This is a genomic window from Streptomyces sp. CB00316, from assembly GCF_001905595.1.
Classification (GTDB): domain Bacteria; phylum Actinomycetota; class Actinomycetes; order Streptomycetales; family Streptomycetaceae; genus Streptomyces.
The window spans coordinates 130,237-148,080 of record NZ_LIXI01000007.1; the positions used below are offsets into that span (position 1 = coordinate 130,237).

The window sequence follows — 17,844 nt, forward strand, 5'->3', positions numbered from 1 at the left end:
TCAGCGCCCCCGCAGCGTGCGGTAGGCGGAGACCAGGGCGGCGGTGGAGCTGTCGAGCTCCCCGGTGGAGGCATCCCCGGTCAGGACGGGCTCGATCTTCTTGGCGAGGACCTTGCCGAGTTCGACGCCCCACTGGTCGAAGGAGTCGATGTTCCAGATGGCGCCCTGGACGAAGACCTTGTGCTCGTAGAGCGCGATGAGCTGGCCGAGGACCGAGGGGGTCAGCTTGTCGGCGAGGATCGTCGTCGTCGGGTGGTTGCCCCGGAACGTCTTGTGCGGGACGAGCTCCTCGGGCACGCCCTCCGCGCGTACCTCGTCGGGCGTCTTGCCGAAGGCGAGCGCCTGGGTCTGGGCGAAGAAGTTGGCCATCAGCAGGTCGTGCTGGGCGATCAGGCCGGGCAGCAGGTCGTGGACCGGGGCGGCGAAGCCGATGAAGTCCGCCGGGATCAGCTTGGTGCCCTGGTGGATCAACTGGTAGTACGCGTGCTGCCCGTTGGTGCCGGGGGTGCCCCAGACGACCGGTCCGGTCTGCCAGTCGACGCGGTCGCCCTCGCGGTCGACGGACTTGCCGTTGGACTCCATGTCGAGCTGCTGGAGGTACGCGGTGAACTTCGACAGGTAGTGGCTGTAGGGCAGCACCGCGTGCGACTGGGCGTCGAAGAAGTTGCCGTACCAGACGCCGAGCAGGCCGAGCAGGAGCGGGGCGTTCTCCTCGGCGGGGGCGGTGCGGAAGTGCTCGTCGACGAGGTGGAAGCCGTCGAGCATCTCGCGGAAGCGGTCCGGGCCGATGGCGATCATCAGCGAGAGGCCGATCGCGGAGTCGTAGGAGTAGCGGCCGCCGACCCAGTCCCAGAACTCGAACATGTTGGCCGTGTCGATGCCGAACTCTTCGACCTTCTCCGCGTTGGTCGACAGCGCCACGAAGTGCTTCGCGACGGCGTCCTGACCGGCCCGCAGCTCGGTGAGGAGCCAGTCGCGGGCGGAGGTGGCGTTGGTGATCGTCTCGATCGTGGTGAACGTCTTCGAGGCGACGATGAACAGCGTCTCCGCGGGGTCCAGGTCGCGGACCGCCTCGTGGAGGTCGGCGCCGTCGACGTTGGAGACGAACCGGACGGTGAGGGAGCGGTCCGTGAAGGAGCGCAGCACCTCGTACGCCATGGCGGGGCCGAGGTCGGAGCCGCCGATGCCGATGTTGACGATGTTCTTGACGGGCTTGCCGGTGTGGCCGGTCCACTCCCCCGCCCTGACCTTCTCGGCGAAGGCGGCCATCTTGTCCAGGACGGCGTGCACGGCGGGCACGACGTTCTCACCGTCGACCTCGATCACCGCTCCGCGCGGAGCGCGCAGCGCGGTGTGCAGGACGGCCCGGTCCTCGGTCGTGTTGATCTTCTCGCCGCGGAACATCGCGTCCCGCAGCCCGGCGACCCCGGTGGCGGCGGCGAGTTCACGCAGCAGGCGCAGCGTCTCGTCGGTGACCAGGTGCTTGGAGTAGTCGAGGTGGAGGTCGCCGACCCGGAGGGTGTAGGCGGTGCCCCGGTCCGGCTGCTGCGCGAACAGTTCGCGCAGCTGGGCCGCGCCGAACTCCTCACGGTGCTTGGCGAGAGCCGTCCACTCGGGGGTCTGGTTGAGCTTGGTTCGGCTTGCTGCGTTCATCCCGGATATCAGCCCACTTCTTCTTGTACGTCAGCATCCCCGCTGCCCCTCCAACCTAATTGATCGAGGAGGCGGGTGGCGCGGACGCGGGCCACGGCGCGGAAAAGCAGTCCGACCGGACACCCGTGGGGTGTCCGGCCGGTGAACGACTGGGGTGGTTCGTGGAGCTGTACGGAACGTGGCGGTGCGGGATCTCGCCGTGCTAGATCTCGCCGCGGAGCTTGGCCAGCGCCTCGGCGAGGATGGCCTCGCCGTCCTCGTCGCTGCGCCGCTCGCGTACGTACGCGAGGTGGGTCTTGTACGGCTCGGTGCGGGGCGGGTCCGGAGGGCTGTCCCGGTCCTGGCCGGCCGGGAAGCCGCAGCGCGGGCAGTCCCAGGTGTCCGGCACCTGCGCGTCATGGGCGAAGCTCGGCTGCGTCTCGTGCCCGTTCGAGCACCAGAAGGAGATGCGCAGGCGCGGCGCGGACTCGCCCCGCTCGGCCTCACCCATCGGCCCCGCTCCGACCCGGCTTCCCCGGATCGCGTTGCCACTTGCCACGGTCGTAACTCCCTGCGTGATGGTGCTCGAGGATGCCCCAGTCTACGTAAGGCCCAACGCGCGTCCAGTGAAAGGAGTTACACCCTCACCGGCAATCGCGGACGGGGGTCAGTCGCCCAGCTTGACCAGCAGGCCGAGGACGACGACGCACGCGAACCAGACCAGGCCCACCACAACGGTGATGCGGTCGAGGTTACGTTCGGCGACGGAGGAGCCACCGACGGACGACTGCATTCCGCCACCGAACATGTCGGAGAGGCCGCCGCCCTTGCCCTTGTGCATGAGCACCAGCAGCATCAGCAGCAGGCTGAAGACGATCAGAGCGATCTGGAACGCCATAACCACGGCTGGTCCCTACTTTCAGAATTCTCGACTACTGCCTGTACGTACAGCGGGGGCCGGAGGGTGGCAACCCCCACGGCCCCCGCAAGGGTACGACGGATCCGCGCTACCGCATACTCACTGGTCGCGGAAGCGGACGATCTTGACGAACTCGTCGGCGTCCAGCGCGGCGCCGCCGATCAGGGCGCCGTCGACGTCGGGCTGCGCCATGATGGCCGCCACGTTGCCGGACTTCACCGAGCCGCCGTACTGGATGCGGACGGCGTCGGCCAGCTCCTGCGAGTACAGCTCGGCCAGCCGGTGGCGGATCGCACCGCACACCTCCTGGGCGTCCTCGGGGGTGGCGACCTCGCCGGTCCCGATGGCCCAGACCGGCTCGTAGGCGATGACGACGGACTCGGCCTGCTCGGCCGGGACGTCCTTCAGGGCGCCGTCGAGCTGCGCGAGCGTGTAGGCGACCTGTTCACCGGCCTTGCGGATGTCCAGGCCCTCGCCGACGCAGAGGATCGGGGTCAGCCCGTGCTTGTAGGCGGCCTTCACCTTGGCGTTGCAGATCTCGTCGCTCTCGCCGTGGTACTGGCGGCGCTCGCTGTGGCCGACGGCCACGTACGTGCAGCGCAGCTTGGCGAGCATCGGGCCGGAGATCTCCCCGGTGTACGCACCGGAGTCGTGCGCCGAGATGTCCTGGGCACCGTACTTGATCTTCAGTTTGTCGCCGTCCACCAGGGTCTGCACGGAGCGCAGGTCGGTGAAGGGCGGCAGGACGGCGACCTCGACGGCGTCGTAGTCCTTGTCGGCCAGGGCGAAGGAGAGCTTCTGGACGTGGGCGATGGCCTCGAGGTGGTTGAGGTTCATCTTCCAGTTGCCCGCCATCAGCGGGGTGCGGGTGGTCATTGGGGTTCAGTCCTCCAGTGCGGCGAGGCCGGGAAGCGTCTTGCCCTCGAGGTATTCGAGGCTGGCGCCGCCACCGGTCGAAATATGTCCGAAAGCATTCTCGTCGAAGCCCAGGATGCGGACGGCCGCGGCGGAGTCGCCACCGCCGACGACGCTGAAGGCCGGGGAGTCCACGAGCGCCTGGGCGACCGCGCGGGTGCCGTCGGCGAAGTCGGGGTGCTCGAAGACGCCCATCGGGCCGTTCCAGAAGACGGTGGCCGCGTCGGCGAGCTTCGATGCGTAGAGCTTGTTGGTCTCCGGTCCGTTGTCCAGACCCATCTGACCGGCCGGAATGGCGTCGGCGGCGACGGTGCTGGGGTGGGCCGGGGCCCTGGTCTTCAGGTCGGGGAAGGCGGGGGCGACGACGACGTCGACCGGGAGGACGAACTCCACGCCCTTGTCCTCCGCGCGCCGCAGGTACTCCTGGACGGCGGTGATCTGGTCCTCCTGGAGCAGCGAGCTGCCGACCTCGTGGCCCTGGGCCTTGAGGAAGGTGTACGCCATGCCGCCGCCGATCAGGATGCGGTCGGCCCGCTCCAGCAGGTGGTCGATGACGCCGAGCTTGTCGGAGACCTTGGCGCCGCCGAGGACGACGGCGTACGGGCGCTTGACGTCGGTGGTGAGCTTCTTCAGCACGCCGACCTCGGTGGCGATGAGGTAGCCCGCGTAGTGCGGCAGCCGGGCCGGGAGGTCGAAGACCGAGGCGTGCTTGCGGTGTACGGCACCGAAGCCGTCGCCCACGTACACGTCCGCGAGCTCGGCGAGCCGGTCGGCGAACGCGCCGCGCTCGGCGTCGTCCTTGGAGGTCTCACCGGCGTTGAAGCGGAGGTTCTCCACGACGGCGACCTGGCCGTCGGTCAGGCCCGCGACGGTGGCACGGGCGGAGTCGCCGACGGTGTCGGTCGCGAAGGCCACGTCGGCACCGAGGAGTTCACCGAGGCGCGCGGCGGCGGGCGCCAGCGAGAACGCCGGGTCCGGGGCGCCCTTGGGGCGGCCCAGGTGCGAGGCGACGACGACGCGCGCGCCGGCTTCGGCGAGCTTGGAGACCGTCGGCAGGACGGCGCGGATGCGGCCGTCGTCGGTGATGGTGGTGCCGTCCAGCGGCACGTTGAGGTCGGCGCGGACGAATACCCGCCTGCCGGCGACCCCTTCGGTGAGAAGTTCGTCGATCGTCTTCATCTGTTCCGTTTACTCCTTGGGAGGACCGATGAGCATGCTGAGGGGCTCGGCCGGCGCTTCGTTGCGCCGGCCGAGCCCCTTCACTCACATCGAGTTGCCTGCCGACCCGAGGGTCAGAGCTGCTCGCCGACGAAGACCGTGAGGTCGACGAGGCGGTTGGAGTAGCCCCACTCGTTGTCGTACCAGCCGAGGATCTTCACCGTGTTCCCCTCCTGGACCATGGTCAGGGAGGAGTCGAAGGTGCAGGACGACGGGTCGCCGACGATGTCCGAGGAGACGATCGGGTCCTCGGTGTACGTCAGGAAGCCCTTGAGGTCGCCGTCGTCGGAAGCCTTCTTGAACGCGGCGTTGACCTCGTCCTTGGTGACCTCGCGGTCCAGGGTGACGACGAGGTCGGTGGCGGAGCCGGTCGGGACCGGGACGCGCATCGCGATGCCGTCGAGCTTGCCCTTGAGCTGCGGGAGGACCAGGGCGGTGGCCTTGGCGGCACCGGTCGTGGTCGGGATGATGTTCTCGGCGGCGGCGCGGGCGCGGCGCAGGTCCGAGTGCGGGAAGTCCAGGATGCGCTGGTCGTTGGTGTACGCGTGGACCGTCGTCATCAGGCCCTTGACGATGCCGAAGTTCTCGTCGAGAACCTTGGCCATCGGCGCCACACAGTTGGTGGTGCAGGAGGCGTTGGAGATGACGTGGTGGTTGGCCGCGTCGTACTTGTCCTGGTTGACGCCCATCACGATGGTGATGTCCTCGTCCTTGGCCGGAGCCGAGATGAGGACCTTCTTGGCGCCACCGGCGATGTGCTTCTGCGCGTCGGCCTTCTTGGTGAAGATGCCGGTCGACTCGATGACGATGTCGACGCCCAGCTCACCCCAGGGGATGTCGGCCGGGTTGCGCTCGGAGAGCACCTTGATGGTGTGACCGTCGACCGTGATGGTGTCGGCGGTGTGGCTGACCTCTGCCTTGAGACGACCCAGAATGGTGTCGTACTTCAGCAGGTGGGCCGTGGTCGCAGTGTCACCCAGGTCGTTGACAGCCACGATCTCGATGTCCGCACCCTGCTCCAGCAGCGCGCGGAAGTAGTTGCGGCCGATGCGGCCAAAGCCGTTGATGCCTACGCGGATCGTCACGAACCGATCTCCTCGTATAGGTACGCCGGTTTTCGACGCCGGCGAGTTGTATAGGGATGTCCCCGACCGCCTCCGACCCTACCCCTCCAAGGGCTCCGGAGTGACATCGAGAGGGGCCGTACGCGCCACCGGAATACGGCGGGAGGCCCGTACTTCCCAGTAGGGTCACGGGCCTCCGTTCACGCTTCAGGACCATGGTCCCGGGCGGCCGGGGACCAACGTCCTGTGTTCGCGGCCGAGTCGGCCGGCAGTCCGTGGGCGGGTCAGCCGACCAGGCCGTCCGCCAGCTCCTCGCTGAGCGTGGCCTCCGTCCCCGGGATGCCGAGATCCTGGGCTCGCTTGTCGGCCATGGCCAGCAGGCGGCGGATCCGGCCGGCGACCGCGTCCTTCGTCAGCGGGGGTTCGGCGAGCGCTCCCAGCTCCTCCAGCGAGGCCTGCTTGTGCTCCATGCGCAGCCGGCCGGCCGCCGCGAGGTGCTCGGGGACCTCTTCGCCGAGGATCTCCAGCGCGCGCCCCACCCGGGCCCCGGCGGCGACCGCAGCGCGGGCCGAGCGGCGAAGGTTCGCGTCGTCGAAGTTGGCGAGCCGGTTGGCCGTGGCGCGGACCTCGCGCCGCATCCGGCGCTCCTCCCAGGCCAGCACCGACTCATGGGCGCCGAGCCGGGTGAGCAGGGCGCCGATCGCGTCGCCGTCGCGGACGACGACCCGGTCCACGCCGCGCACCTCGCGGGCCTTGGCCGCGATGGAGAGCCGGCGGGCCGCGCCGACCAGGGCGAGGGCCGCCTCGGGGCCGGGGCAGGTGACCTCCAGCGAGGAGGAGCGGCCGGGCTCGGTGAGCGAGCCGTGCGCGAGGAACGCCCCGCGCCAGGCGGCCTCGGCGTCGCAGGTGGCCCCCGAGACCACCTGCGGGGGCAGCCCGCGGATGGGGCGGCCCCGGCCGTCCACCAGACCGGTCTGGCGGGCCAGCTGATCGCCGCCCGCCACCACCCGTACGACATAGCGCGAGCCGCGCCGCAGCCCACCGGGGGCCATCACGATCAGCTCCGAGCTGTGCCCGAAGATCTCGAGGATGTCGCGCTTGAGCCGGCGCGCCGCCATCGCGGTGTCCAGCTCCGCCTCGATCACAATGCGGCCGCTCACCAGGTGCAGCCCGCCCGCGAACCGAAGAATCGCCGAGACCTCTGCCTTCCTGCAGCAGGTCCGGGTGACGGGAAGCCGAGAGATTTCGTCCTTCACCGCTGGCGTCATCGCCATGGGCCGATCCTTCCATGCATCCGAAAAATACGGTCGTACGCGGCGGCCAACAGCTCCTGATCATGGACCGGAACGCCGTCGGGCGATGCCACCGGCGCCAGCTCGACCACGGCTCCGAGCCGCCGGGCGGCGTCGTCGAGCGATTCGCGGTCGGGCACGGCTGCCTCGTCGGCCAGCACCACGTCCAAGGCGAGTTTAGGGGCGTGTCGTCCCAAAACCTCCAAATGACGCTGCGGTGAGAACCCCTCGGTTTCACCGGGCTGTGGTGCGAGATTCAACGACAGCACCTTGCGGGCCTTCGTGGTGACCAGTGCGTCGAGCAGTTCCGGCACCAGCAGGTGCGGGATCACCGAGGAGAACCAGGAGCCCGGGCCGAGCACCACCCAGTCCGCGTCGAGGACCGCCTCGACGGCTTCCGGGACGGCCGGCGGGTCGGGCGGGACGACGTGCACGGACTGCACCTCGCCCGGGGTGAGCGCGACGGTGGCCTGACCGCGCACGGTGACGATCGCGTCGGGCAGCTCCGGATCGTGGCCCTTGACCAGCGCCTGGAGCTCCAGTGGCACGGCGGACATGGGCAGCACCCGGCCGTGCGCGCCGAGCAGCTTGCCGACCAGGTCGAGAGCCTGGACGTGGTCGCCGAGCTGCTCCCAGAGGGCGACGATCAGCAGATTGCCGACCGCGTGCTCGTGGAGGTCGCCCTTGGACTCGAAGCGGTGCTGGATGACCCGGGACCAGGTGCGGCCCCAGTCGTCGTCGCCGCAGAGCGCGGCGAGCGCCTTGCGCAGGTCGCCGGGCGGCAGGACACCCAGCTCCTCGCGCAGCCGGCCGCTGGAGCCGCCGTCGTCGGCGACGGTGACCACGGCCGTGAGATCGCCGGTGATCCGGCGCAGCGCCGCCAGGGACGCCGAGAGGCCCATGCCGCCGCCGAGGGCGACGACCTTGGGCTGTCCACCGCGTTTGCGGCCGGAGAGCGCCGAGGTGGCGCGGCTCAGCCGCCGCATCCGCAGATTGCGACCGGTCACTCTCGCCCCATGTCCCGGTGGACGAGGACGGTCTCGACGCCTTCGGCGGCGAGGCGGGCCGAGAGCTTCTCCGACATGGCGACGGAGCGGTGCTTGCCGCCCGTGCAGCCCACGGCGATGGTCACGTACCGCTTGCCCTCGCGGCGGTAGCCGGCGGCGATCAGCTGGAGCAGCTCCGTGTACTGGTTGAGGAACTCCTTGGCCCCCGGCTGGTCGAAGACGTAGGCGGAGACCTCCTCGTTCAGGCCGGTGAAGGGACGCAGCTCCGGGACCCAGTGCGGGTTGGGCAGGAAGCGGCAGTCCACGACCAGGTCGGCGTCGACGGGCAGGCCGTACTTGTAGCCGAAGGACATCACCGTGGCGCGGAGCTCCGGCTCCGACTCGCCCGCGAACTGGGCGTCCATCTTGGCCCGCAGCTCGTGCACGTTGAGGCTGGAGGTGTCGATGACCAGGTCGGCGTCGCCGCGCAGCTCGCGCAGCAGGTCGCGCTCGGCGGCGATGCCGTCGACGATGCGGCCGTCGCCCTGGAGGGGGTGCGGGCGGCGGACGGACTCGAAGCGGCGCACCAGGGCGTCGTCGGAGGACTCCAGGAAGACGATCCGCCGGGTGACGTGCTTGGCCTCCAGGTCGGCGAGGGATTCGCGGAGGTTGTCGAAGAAGCGCCGGCCGCGTACGTCGACGACGACGGCGATCCGCGCCACGTTGCCCTGGGAGCGGGCGCCGAGCTCCACCATGGTGGGGATCAGCGCGGGCGGCAGGTTGTCGACGACGAACCAGCCGAGGTCCTCCAGACACTTGGCGGCGGTGCTGCGTCCGGCGCCGGACATGCCGGAGATGATCACCAGCTCGGGGATGGTCGGCGCCACTGCCTCGCCCGTCTCGTTCGTGGTGTCCGTACTCACGTCTACTCCGTCTGCTCGGTCTGTTCGTTCGTGCTGCCGGTCGTCGGTGGGCGCGCTGTCGGCGTCACCTCCGCCGTCGGCCCGGCGGGTGTGCTCGGTCATGACGTGCCCCCGTCGTCCTCTTCCATGATCTCTCCTGTGGCCGTGTTCACGGCAGGGGCCGCGGGAGCCGCCGCGGCGAGGGCGACCGCCACCGACTCGGCCGTCCTGCGCCCTATCCCGGGGACCTCGCAGATCTCCTCGATTGTCGCCTGCCGGAGCTTCTTCACGGAGCCGAAGTGCTTGATCAGGGCCTGCTTGCGGGTCTCGCCCAGGCCCGCCACGTCGTCCAGGGGGCTGGAGCGGATGCGCTTGGCCCGCTTGGCGCGCTGGTAGGTGATGGCGAAGCGGTGGGCCTCGTCCCGGACGCGCTGGAGGAGGTAGAGGCCCTCACTGGAGCGGGGGAGGACGACGGGGTCGTCGTCATCGGGGAGCCAGACCTCCTCCAGGCGTTTGGCCAGGCCGCAGACGGCGATGTCGTCGATGCCCAGCTCGTCCAGGGCGCGCTTGGCGGCGGCGACCTGGGGCTGTCCGCCGTCGACCACGACGAGCTGCGGCGGGTAGGCGAACCGCTTGGGGCGGCCGTCGTCCTCCCGGGGGTCGGTCTCGTCGGCCGGGGAGACGGCGGGGAGGGCGGGGGCCGGGACGGGGCCGGTGGCGGTGGGGCCTGCGGGGGGCGGATCGGTGAGGGCGGGCGCCAGGGCCCCGCGGGCTGCCTCCGGTGTCGCCTCCCACTCCCCCGTGCGCTCCTTCTCCTGGAGGTAGCGCTTGAAGCGGCGGCCGATCACCTCGTGCATCGAGCGGACGTCGTCCTGGCCCTCGAAGCCCTTGATCTGGAAGCGGCGGTACTCGCTCTTGCGGGCGAGGCCGTCCTCGAAGACCACCATGGAGGCCACCACGTCGTCCCCCTGGAGGTGGGAGATGTCGTAGCACTCGATGCGCAGCGGGGCCGTGTCCAGGCCGAGCGCCTCCGCGATCTCCTCCAGGGCCCGGGAGCGGGTGGTCAGGTCGGAGGCGCGCTTGGTCTTGTGCAGGCCGAGCGCCTGCTGGGCGTTGCGCTGGACCGTGGCCATGAGGTCCTTCTTGTCGCCGCGCTGTGGGATGCGCAGGCTGACCTGGGAGCCCCGACGCTCGGCGAGCCACTGGGAGACCGCTTCGAGGTCCTCGGGCAGGGCGGGGACCAGGACCTCCTTGGGGACGGCGTCGCCGCGCTCCTCCCCGTACAGCTGCTGGAGGGCGTGTTCGACGAGGCCGGCGGTGTCGACCGCCTCGACCTTGTCGGTGACCCAGCCGCGCTGGCCGCGGACCCGGCCGCCGCGCACGTGGAAGATCTGGAGGGCGGCCTCCAGCTCGTCCTCGGCGACGGCGATCAGGTCGGCGTCGGTGGCGTCCGCGAGGACGACGGCGCTCTTCTCCATGGCCCGCTTGAGAGCCCCGGCGTCGTCACGGAGGCGGGCGGCGCGCTCGTACTCCATCTCCTCGGCCGCCTGCGTCATGTCCTTCTCCAGGCGGCGGATGTAGGTGCCCGTGCGCCCGGCCATGAAGTCGCAGAAGTCCTCGGCCAGCTCCCGGTGCTCCTCGGGGGTGACCCGGCCGACGCAGGGGGCCGAGCACTTGTCGATGTAGCCCAGCAGGCAGGGGCGGCCGGTGCGGGCGGCGTTCTTGAAGACGCCGGCGGAGCAGGTGCGGACGGGGAAGACGCGGAGCATCAGGTCGACCGTCTCGCGGATCGCCCAGGCGTGCCCGTACGGACCGAAGTAGCGCACGCCCTTCTTCTTCGCACCGCGCATCACCTGGACGCGGGGGAACTCCTCGTTCAGCGTGACGGCGAGGTAGGGGTAGCTCTTGTCGTCCCGGTACTTGACGTTGAACCGGGGGTCGAACTCCTTGATCCAGGTGTACTCCAGCTGGAGCGCCTCGACCTCGGTGGAGACCACCGTCCACTCCACGGAGGCGGCGGTCGTGACCATCGAGCGCGTACGCGGGTGGAGACCGGCCAGGTCCTGGAAGTAGTTGGCCACGCGCTGGCGGAGGTTCTTGGCCTTCCCGACGTAGATCACCCGGCGGTGCTCGTCGCGGAACTTGTAGACCCCCGGGGAGTCGGGGATCTGCCCCGGGCTGGGGCGGTAGCTGGAGGGGTCTGCCATGGTTCACACCCTACTTGCGGGGTGTGACAGCGCGTCGTCCTCCGGGTGACCGGTGCGCTCCGGGGCTCCGGGGGTGCCGGCGGCCCCGGAGCGCAGCTTCATGAACGGCCGTTCCGGGGCGTGCGTGCCCCGGGGCGCTCCGCTCAGGCGTCCGGCGCGGGGTTCTGCCGGGTGCGGACGCGGTGGCGTACGGCGGCGGCGCCGCCGAGGGCCAGGGCGAGCAGGGCCCCGGCCCCGGCCATCGTGGAGACCGTGGTCAGGGCGGTGTCCGGGGTTCCCGTGCCCGCCGCGTCGGCGAGCGCGGGGCCGGGCGCGGGGGCGGCCGGGGCCGCTCCGGTGCCTGCCGCCGCCTCGGGGCCGTAGCCTCCCGCCTTGCCGGACTTCGCGTAGCCGGAGCCGGGCAGCTTGTCGCCGTACGCCTCCTTCACCCGGGCCCGGTAGGCGACCAGGGTGGTGCCCTTCGCGCCCACCGCGGCCGTCGCGTCCTCGTCGAGCGGAAGCACCCGGGAGGCGTCGTGGACGTACCAGGCGTCGATCTGCGGTTCGCGGAAGACCGTGCCGCCGGGGAGCGCGCGGGCCCCACGCGCGGTGTAGCGGGCCTCGTCGTCGCCGGTGGCGACGTTCACCACCTGCCACTTCCCGCTCCCGTCGGCCCCGGGGACCGTCCACAGGGAGGCCTTCTGACCGTCGGAGGAGACGGCGGTGGCGGCGAGGTAGTCGAGGGTGCTCGGCGCGGCCCCCGGCCTCCCGGCGACGAACGCGGCGGAGAGCGTGCGTACGGGGACGGTCTTCGCCTCGATGCGCGGGGCGGCCGCCGTACGCGCCACCGCTCCCTCCCGGGCGAAGAACCGGGACAGGGTGTCCAGGGTCGCCGGTGCGGAGGCGGCCTCGTGGGCCGCTTCGAGCGTGGCGGCGGTCAGCTTGGGCGGGGCGGGCGCCTCGTCGGCGGTGGCCAGGGGCGCGGCGGTGAACAGGGCGGTGGCGGCGAGTGCGGTGGCGACGGCGAGGCGCCGGGTGGTCGCGGTCATGTCCTCACGCCCCGATCCGGTAGAGCGAGTGGGTCCAGGAGAACTGGTTGTTGTTCACGTACCAGGAGTGCGAGGCCCAGTTGTAGCGGTCGCTTGAGGGCCACGGGTCGCCCCAGTAGACCCAGCTGTCGGCGTCGTCGTAGCCGTAGATGACGTGCATGTGGCCGCCGCCGGACGACCACTGGATGCGGGTCTCGATGGGCCGCTGGGCGGCTATCTCGGTCTGGACGGTCGGGTAGCGCAGCCAGCCGGTGACGTAGCTGCCGGGCCGGACGCCGGTCCAGGCCAGGCCGGTCTGGACGTTGCCGAGGGTGGCCTGCGAGTTGGGGCACTCGGTGTTCTGGGAACGGTTGAAGGAGGCGTTGCAGAACTGGTTCTGGGAGTAGCCGCGGCCGAACCAGGCGGCGATGGTGTTGCCGCCGGCCGCCCAGCACCAGTTGCTCTTCTGCTGGGCCTGCATGGTGATGTTGAGGCGCTGGGCGGCGGCGACGGAGACTCCGCCGTCCTGCGATGCGGACGGGGACTGGGCCGCGGTGGCGGTGGCGGTGGCGGTGGCCGCGGGGACGGCGAGGAGGGCGGCGGCCAGAAGGGCCGTGAACGGGAGCCTACGGGGCCGGATTCTTCGGTTGCGCATGGCGTTCCTCCCAAGGCGGGGGGCGGGGATCGGAGGAGCGCGTCCGGACGCTGATGAGGAGCATCGACCGTTGTCCGGAGCAGGTCAACACGCTTCAATGCGGAGTGACATCACGGTGTGAACGGCGCGACGCCCGTGTGAACGGCGCAGCCCCTTCACCTGCTTCCCCGCATCCCCCGGGGGCGGTGTCCCCTCTCCCCCACGTGAACGTTCACCGGAGGCCCCTATGCGGCACACCGAGAGAGAACTGGCCCGGGTGCTGCACACCGGCCCCTTCCATCTGGCCCTGCGCACCGCCCTCTCCGTGCGCGGGCTGCCGCTGCACCGGGTGCAGCACCATCTGGCACACCGGGGCGTCAAGCTCGGGGTGACCAGCCTGAGTTACTGGCAGCAGGGCGTGCGGCGCCCCCGTCGCCCGGAGTCGCTGCGGGCCGTGCGCGCGCTGGAGGACGTGCTCGCGCTGCCGGACGACTCGCTGCTGCGGCTGTTGCGGGGCGACGGTTCCGGTGGCACCGACGGGGAGCGCCCGGCGGCGCGCTCGTACCGCTCGCTGCTGGAGTCCTCGGGGGCGGTGGAGCGGCTGCTGGCGGTGCTGGAGTCACCGGTGGACGGCGGGCTGCACACCGTGGACCACCAGGAGCGGGTACGGATCGGGTCCCGGCGTGAGCTGGCGGGCCGTACCTCGCTCCATGTCGTACGGGCGCACCGGGACGGGGTCGACCGCTATCTGGCGATCCACCGGGGCGATCCGGGGTGCGACCCCTCGCGGATCGCCGTACGGGCTGGGGAGAACTGCCGGACCGGACGGGTGCGCTGGGACGCGGACGCGGGGGTGCTGGTGGCGGAGCTGCTCTTCGACACCCGGCTGCGGTCGGGCGAGACGTACGTCTTCGGCTACGGCTTCGAGGACGGTACGGGCGGGCCCAGCGACGAGTACGTGCGCGGCTTCACCTTCGGCGGCGGGCAGTACGTGCTCCAGGTCGGCTTCGACGAGGGAGCGCTGCCGGTGCGGTGCCGCCGGTTCGAGCAGTCCTCCGCCGGCGCGGCGCGGGCCGCCCGCAGGGACCTGACGCTCACCGGACGGCACCGGACGGTGCATGTGGTGGAGGAGGGGGTGCGGCCGGGGCTCGTCGGCATCGACTGGGACTGGGCCTGACCGCCCGGTCCGCGTTACGGGGTGGGGTCAGGCGCCGAGGTCGTGCGGCGGGGTCAGGCGGCAGGGCCCGCGACGAGCTTTCCGCCCTCGGCGGTGACCGGGACGGCGGGCAGCGGCACGGTGGCCGGGCCCTGGACGACCTCACCGGTGGTCGTGTCGAAGCGGCTGCCGTGGCAGGCGCAGTGGCCCTCGGTGCCCTCGATCTTGGTCAGGACGCAGCCGCCGTGGGTGCACTGGGCGCTGAACGCCTTGTACTCGCCCTTCGCCGGGCAGCTCACGACGAGACGCTGCTCGCGGTAGAGCTTGGCGCCGCCGACGGGCACCTCGGAGGCCTCGCCGAGGGCGACGGGTGCGGTGGGGGTGGGCGACTTGGCGTGGCCGAGCTTGGACTCGGTGGAGCAGGCGGCCGCTCCCAGCCCGGCGGCACCGGCGAGCGCGGCACCCTTCAGCACGGTTCGGCGGGCGGCGGGCAGGCCGGGCATGCGGACTCCACGGATCGTTGTTCGGGGTGGGGCGGGTGTCGCCGGGCGGGCAGAAAGGCGACGGGGGCCGCAGGCCGTCCGTTTCCCGTCCCGATGTCCCGCCGGTGACGGAACCGACGATACCGGCGGGGAACGGACGGCCTGCGGCCGGGCCCGGTCCCTCGCCGGCCCGCACACGGCTGTGGCCCCCTCCCGGGCAGGAGGGGGCCACAGCCGTCGGCTCACGCCTTGGGGGCGCGGGTCGCCTTCTTGGCGGTGGCCTGGGTGGCCGTCGCCTTCTTCGCCGTCGTGGCCTTGGCGGCAGCCGCCGTGGCCTTCTTCGGCGCCGCGGTCTTCTTCGCCGTGGTGGTCTTCCTGGCGGCGGCCCTACGCGCCGTGCCCCGCCCCGACGGCACCGCGGCCTCGCTGATCCGGTCCGCGTCCAGGATGCCCTGGAGGAACTTCCCGGTGTGGCTGGCGGGGACCGAGGCGACCTGCTCGGGCGTTCCCTCGGCGACGACCAGTCCGCCGCCGTTGCCGCCCTCGGGGCCCATGTCGACGACCCAGTCCGCGGTCTTGATGACGTCCAGGTTGTGCTCGATGACGATCACCGTGTTGCCCTTGTCGACCAGGCCGGAGAGGACGGTGATCAGCTTGCTGATGTCCTCGAAGTGGAGTCCGGTGGTCGGCTCGTCCAGGACGTAGACCGTGCGGCCGGTGGAACGCTTCTGGAGCTCGCTCGCCAGCTTGACGCGCTGCGCCTCACCGCCGGAGAGGGTCGGCGCGGACTGGCCGAGCCGGACGTATCCGAGGCCGACGTCGTTGAGCGTACGGAGGTGGCGGGCGATCGCCGGGACGGCTTCGAAGAACTCCAGGCCCTCCTCGATCGGCATGTCCAGCACCTCGGCGATGGACTTGCCCTTGTAGTGGACCTCCAGGGTCTCCCGGTTGTAGCGCGCACCGTGGCAGACCTCGCACGGGACGTACACGTCGGGCAGGAAGTTCATCTCGATCTTGATCGTGCCGTCGCCGGAGCAGTTCTCGCAGCGGCCGCCCTTGACGTTGAAGGAGAAGCGGCCCGGCAGATAGCCGCGCACCTTCGCCTCCATCGTCTCGGCGAACAGCCGGCGGACGTGGTCGAAGACCCCGGTGTACGTCGCCGGGTTGGACCGGGGCGTCCGACCGATCGGCGACTGGTCGACGTGGACCACCTTGTCGACGAGGTCGTCGCCGTCGACCCGGGTGTGGCGGCCGGGGACCGACTTGGCGCCGTTGAGCTCGCGGGCCAGGTGGGTGTAGAGGATGTCGTTGACCAGGGTCGACTTCCCGGACCCGGAGACCCCGGTGACCGCGGTGAGCACGCCGAGCGGGAAGGAGACGTCGATGTCGTGCAGGTTGTTCTCGCGGGCACCGTGCACCGTGAGGCTGCGGGCCGGGTCGACCGGGCGGCGGATGTCCGGCGTCGGGATGGCCCGCTTGCCGGACAGGTACTGGCCGGTGATCGACTCCTTGTTGGTCAGCAGCTCCTTGAGCGAGCCTGAGTGGACGACCTTGCCGCCGTGCTCACCGGCGCCGGGGCCGATGTCGACGACCCAGTCGGCGACCTTGATGGTGTCCTCGTCGTGCTCGACGACGATGAGCGTGTTGCCCATGTCGCGCAGCCGGACCAGGGTCTCGATCAGGCGGTGGTTGTCGCGCTGGTGCAGCCCGATGGACGGCTCGTCCAGGACGTACAGCACGCCGACCAGACCGGAGCCGATCTGGGTGGCGAGCCGGATGCGCTGGGCCTCGCCGCCGGAGAGGGTGCCGGCCGCGCGGTTCAGCGAGAGGTAGTCCAGGCCGACGTCGACCAGGAACTTCAGCCGCTCGTTGACCTCCTTGAGGACCCGCTCGGCGATCTTCTTGTCGCGGGCGTTCAGCTTGAGGCGGCCGAGGAACTCGGCGCACTCGCTGATCGACATCGCGGCGACCTCGGCGATGGACCGCTCCATCACCGTCACCGCGAGGACGATCGGCTTGAGCCGGGAGCCCTCACAGGTGGGGCAGGGCACCTCGCGCATATAGCCCTCGAAGCGCTCCCGGCTGGAGTCGCTCTCGGCCTCGGTGTGGCGCCGCTTGACGAACTGGACCGCGCCTTCGAAGGCGGGGGTGGTGTAGGCGCGCTCGCGCCCGTAACGGTTGCGGTAGCGGACCTCGGTCTGGATCTTGTGGCCGTACAGCAGGGCCTTCTTGGCCCGCTGTGGCAGACCGGCCCAGGGGATGTCCGTGCGGAAGCCGAGCGCCTTGGAGAGCGCGCCGATCAGCCGGCCGAAGTACTCCTTGGTGTGGCCGTGCGACCAGGGGTGGATGGCGCCCTCGTCGAGCGACTTCTCCTCGTCCGGAACGATCAGCTCCGGGTCGACCTCCATGCGCGTACCGATGCCCGTGCAGTCGGGGCAGGCGCCGAAGGGCGAGTTGAAGGAGAAGGAGCGCGGCTCCAGCTCCTCGAAGGAGAGGTCGTCGTACGCGCAGTAGAGGTGCTCCGAATACATGCGCTCGCGCTCGGGGTCGCCCTCGGGGAGGTCGACGAAGTCGAGCACGACCATGCCGCCGGAGAGGCCCAGCGCGGTCTCGACCGAGTCGGTGAGCCGGCGCTTGGCGCTGTCCTTGACGGTGAGGCGGTCGATGACCACCTCGATGGTGTGCTTCTCCTGCTTCTTGAGCGTGGGCGGCTCGGAGAGCTGGATGGTCGTGCCGTCGACCCGGGCGCGGCTGTACCCCTTGGTCTGGAGGTCGGCGAAGAGGTCGACGAACTCGCCCTTGCGCTCGCGCACCAGCGGTGAGAGCACCTGGAAGCGGCTGCCCTCGGGCAGGCCGAGGACCTTGTCCACGATGGCCTGCGGCGACTGGCGGGCGATGGGGCGCCCGCACTCGGGGCAGTGCGGCTTGCCGATCCGGGCGAAGAGCAGGCGGAGGTAGTCGTAGACCTCCGTGATGGTGCCGACCGTGGAGCGCGGGTTGCGCGAGGTCGACTTCTGGTCGATGGAGACGGCCGGGGAGAGACCCTCGATGAAGTCGACGTCCGGCTTGTCCATCTGGCCGAGGAACTGCCGGGCGTACGAGGAGAGGGACTCCACATAGCGCCGCTGGCCCTCGGCGAAAATCGTGTCGAACGCGAGGGACGACTTGCCCGACCCGGAGAGCCCGGTGAAGACGATGAGGGAGTCACGGGGGAGATCGAGCGAGACGTTCTTCAGGTTGTGCTCGCGCGCGCCACGGACGATGAGACGGTCGGCCACGCCGGTCCGCACCTTTCTAGAGAGCAACGGGGGAATCTCAGCCCCCGTTCCAGGTTATGGGGGGCGCCACTGCGATGTGGGAAGCTTTGTCTCCTCCGAGCGTATAGCACGCACATTCGATTTACGGTCGCGCTCGGACACCTTCACCCGAA

General features: G+C 70.7%; 15 protein-coding genes. 1 reads left to right on the forward strand and 14 read right to left on the reverse strand.

The genetic code is table 11. The annotated features are described in order from the left end of the window. From pgi to AMK21_RS21045, 12 genes are all read right to left on the reverse strand, one after another. The gene (pgi, locus tag AMK21_RS20990; protein WP_073880170.1) at nt 1-1,653 is read right to left on the reverse strand and encodes a glucose-6-phosphate isomerase; all 1,653 of its coding nucleotides are present in this window, start codon (nt 1,651-1,653) and stop codon (nt 1-3) included. 202 nt (nt 1,654-1,855) lie between these two features. Continuing rightward, nucleotides 1,856-2,191, reverse strand: coding sequence for an RNA polymerase-binding protein RbpA (locus AMK21_RS20995; RefSeq protein ID WP_073880172.1), 336 nt, complete (start codon nt 2,189-2,191; stop codon nt 1,856-1,858). A gap of 108 nt (nt 2,192-2,299) precedes the next feature. After that, complete coding sequence (secG, locus tag AMK21_RS21000; RefSeq protein ID WP_018512146.1) at nt 2,300-2,530, reverse strand: preprotein translocase subunit SecG; 231 nt, start codon at nt 2,528-2,530, stop codon at nt 2,300-2,302. Between the two features lie 120 nt (nt 2,531-2,650). Beyond that, a complete protein-coding gene (tpiA, locus tag AMK21_RS21005) occupies nt 2,651-3,427 on the reverse strand; it encodes a triose-phosphate isomerase (protein WP_073880174.1) in 777 nt (258 codons plus the stop codon). Between the two features lie 6 nt (nt 3,428-3,433). Further along, nucleotides 3,434-4,645, reverse strand: a complete 1,212-nt coding sequence (locus AMK21_RS21010; RefSeq protein ID WP_073880176.1) for a phosphoglycerate kinase — start codon at nt 4,643-4,645, stop codon at nt 3,434-3,436. A 113-nt stretch (nt 4,646-4,758) separates the two neighbouring features. Beyond that, complete coding sequence (gene gap, locus AMK21_RS21015) at nt 4,759-5,769, reverse strand: type I glyceraldehyde-3-phosphate dehydrogenase (RefSeq protein ID WP_073880178.1); 1,011 nt, start codon at nt 5,767-5,769, stop codon at nt 4,759-4,761. Between the two features lie 263 nt (nt 5,770-6,032). Then, nucleotides 6,033-7,022 carry a DNA-binding protein WhiA gene (gene whiA / locus AMK21_RS21020; protein ID WP_026241502.1) on the reverse strand — a complete coding sequence of 330 codons (990 nt, stop codon included), beginning with the start codon at nt 7,020-7,022 and terminating at the stop codon, nt 6,033-6,035. Next, nucleotides 7,013-8,047 (reverse strand): gluconeogenesis factor YvcK family protein, encoded by a 1,035-nt coding sequence (locus AMK21_RS21025; protein ID WP_073880180.1) that lies wholly within the window; start codon nt 8,045-8,047, stop codon nt 7,013-7,015. The genes whiA and AMK21_RS21025 overlap by 10 nt, the downstream gene beginning before the upstream one ends. Then, the gene (gene rapZ, locus AMK21_RS21030) at nt 8,044-9,051 is read right to left on the reverse strand and encodes an RNase adapter RapZ (protein WP_234422004.1); all 1,008 of its coding nucleotides are present in this window, start codon (nt 9,049-9,051) and stop codon (nt 8,044-8,046) included. The genes AMK21_RS21025 and rapZ overlap by 4 nt, the downstream gene beginning before the upstream one ends. Beyond that, nucleotides 9,048-11,135, reverse strand: a complete 2,088-nt coding sequence (gene uvrC / locus AMK21_RS21035; RefSeq protein ID WP_073880182.1) for an excinuclease ABC subunit UvrC — start codon at nt 11,133-11,135, stop codon at nt 9,048-9,050. The genes rapZ and uvrC overlap by 4 nt, the downstream gene beginning before the upstream one ends. 143 nt (nt 11,136-11,278) lie before the next feature. Then, nucleotides 11,279-12,163, reverse strand: coding sequence for a hypothetical protein (locus tag AMK21_RS21040; protein WP_073880184.1), 885 nt, complete (start codon nt 12,161-12,163; stop codon nt 11,279-11,281). A gap of 4 nt (nt 12,164-12,167) precedes the next feature. After that, the gene (locus AMK21_RS21045) at nt 12,168-12,797 is read right to left on the reverse strand and encodes a papain-like cysteine protease family protein (protein WP_073880185.1); all 630 of its coding nucleotides are present in this window, start codon (nt 12,795-12,797) and stop codon (nt 12,168-12,170) included. Nucleotides 12,798-13,023: 226 nt separating this feature from the next. Here AMK21_RS21045 and AMK21_RS21050 point away from each other — a divergent pair, with 226 nt between their 5' ends. Next, nucleotides 13,024-13,953, forward strand: coding sequence for a hypothetical protein (locus AMK21_RS21050; protein ID WP_073880187.1), 930 nt, complete (start codon nt 13,024-13,026; stop codon nt 13,951-13,953). Between the two features lie 53 nt (nt 13,954-14,006). Here the strand turns inward: AMK21_RS21050 and AMK21_RS21055 are convergent, their stop codons facing one another. Then, complete coding sequence (locus AMK21_RS21055) at nt 14,007-14,435, reverse strand: Rieske (2Fe-2S) protein (RefSeq protein WP_073880189.1); 429 nt, start codon at nt 14,433-14,435, stop codon at nt 14,007-14,009. A 221-nt stretch (nt 14,436-14,656) separates the two neighbouring features. Next, nucleotides 14,657-17,692, reverse strand: coding sequence for an excinuclease ABC subunit UvrA (gene uvrA, locus AMK21_RS21060; protein WP_073880191.1), 3,036 nt, complete (start codon nt 17,690-17,692; stop codon nt 14,657-14,659). Nucleotides 17,693-17,844 lie beyond the last annotated feature (152 nt).